2 protein-coding genes are annotated in these 1,656 nt (G+C 63.5%); both read left to right on the plus strand.

Going from position 1 to position 1,656, the window contains the following annotated elements; all coding sequences use genetic code 11:
* Window positions 1–396 (plus strand): hypothetical protein (locus tag WDW90_RS36905; protein WP_336492690.1); only part of this gene is annotated, 396 nt, incomplete at its 5' end.
* 510 nt (window positions 397–906) lie between these two features.
* On the plus strand, window positions 907–1,272 hold the full coding sequence (locus WDW90_RS36910) for a PRC-barrel domain-containing protein (RefSeq protein ID WP_336492691.1): 366 nt from the start codon (window positions 907–909) through the stop codon (window positions 1,270–1,272).
* Window positions 1,273–1,656 lie beyond the last annotated feature (384 nt).

Consider the following 1,656-nt stretch of genomic DNA (forward strand, 5'->3'; position numbering starts at 1 on the left):
ATGGTCATCCTCAATCCGCTGACCGGGCAACTCATCACCATCGCGCTACCCGAGCCGCGCCCGCTGGCCGACCGATCTCGCGCGGCGACAACAGTGTCCCCGCTCAATCGTGCCATGACCGCCCTCGACGCCCGGAATGGCATGTCGGCGGACCACGATGTCGTCAGACGCATCCGCGAGGGCATCGCATCCCGGCAGGATCAGCCCGGCGGCTGGCAGGCATTGCTCGACGAGGCGACGGAGGGCGCCGGCTGCTCAGTGAGCTGGGATGGTGACACGGTAGAGAGCGTGACCGTCTGGGACGAGCCCCCGCGCCTGTCGCACAGGGCTCGCGACCACCACACTGTCCCGTTCGGGCATCTCGACGCGCAGAAGGCGGGCGAGGAGGACGACTAAAGCTGGCTCTCGAGGCATTCGCCTAGCTGCCAGCACTGCCGTGCGGCTGTGGTACCTCAAAGCAGTTCACCCTCTGCCCATTTCGACGCCAGCGTTTAGTGAACCACTCACGGCGATCGCTCGTTGGTTCAGTGAGCCTGGACGGGCTCGTTTCCTTGACGTGGGACGAAGAGCCGGTTGTCTGGACGGGAGGGGGAGCTTGGCTCGCCCACCCAGGCAACCGGCTTTCGCGCATCAGTGGCCGAGGTGCTGGCCGAATGTGCTGGCGGACCAAGGTGCTCAAGCGGGGTCTCGGTAATTTGTACGCGGGGCGCCATTGCGCGCGTACTGCTTACGGCTAGGCTCGGGCTACCGGTTTCCTCTCACGGGCCGGCGCAATCCTCCCACTCAGGAGGGCAGTCGGCTCCGTGCCGCTGCCCTCGTTTTCTCCGTCCGCTCCAAACGATTGCTAGCCCTCACCTTGAGGCGCAGCATCGTGCGCCCCAGTGCAGAAGCTGGAGGAGGCGCGCTATGGCAGAGACAGATACGTCATCGGCTCTGAGCCATCCGCTCATCGAGAGTGACCACATTGAGGGCACGGCTGTTTTCGCCGCGAATGGGAAGCGGATCGGAACCATCAAGCGTCTCGTGATCGAGAAGATCAGCGGCCATGTCGCCTATGCCGTCACCTCATTCGGCGGCTTCCTGGGCGTGGGTTCCGAGGTCCATACGATCCCGTGGGAACAGCTGCACTACGACACGAAGCTCCACGGCTATCACACGACCGTCACGGCGGAGCAGCTGCGCCAAGCACCCGAGTTCTCCCGGGGCGACGAGGCGCTCCTGTCTCGTTACGAGAGGCAGAAACTCGTCAACTTCTACGCGGAACCCATGTAAGGAGCGCCCCGCGGCTTGGCCGCATTAATCATTTGCAGCCGTTGATCATTGGGCGCAGCATCGTCGTGCGCCCCGTTCCCAATCCGGGGTGGCAGGCACCGGCCGCACACGTATGGTTCCTACCTGTGCAAGCGCGGAGCGGTCGGTGACCCCACCTCCAATAACTGCGTGGGCCGTGAAGCGCCCGTTCTCATAATTCCCCTGCCTCGAACTGGGCGGCTCCATAACGCTCAATCCGTGCGAATGGGCCGGGATTGCCCGGCATTTTGATTTCCAGACACAAACCTAGTACTACTGTGTCACAAACGAGCGATGGCAGCAGGGACATCGGTGAAGGGACAGGACCAGTGCACGCGCCAGTCTCAAGCGCAGGCTCTTGATGGA

Origin of the sequence: Methylobacterium nigriterrae (genome assembly GCF_037106235.1) — a bacterium.
In the GTDB taxonomy this organism is placed as follows: Bacteria; Pseudomonadota; Alphaproteobacteria; order Rhizobiales; family Beijerinckiaceae; genus Methylobacterium; species Methylobacterium nigriterrae.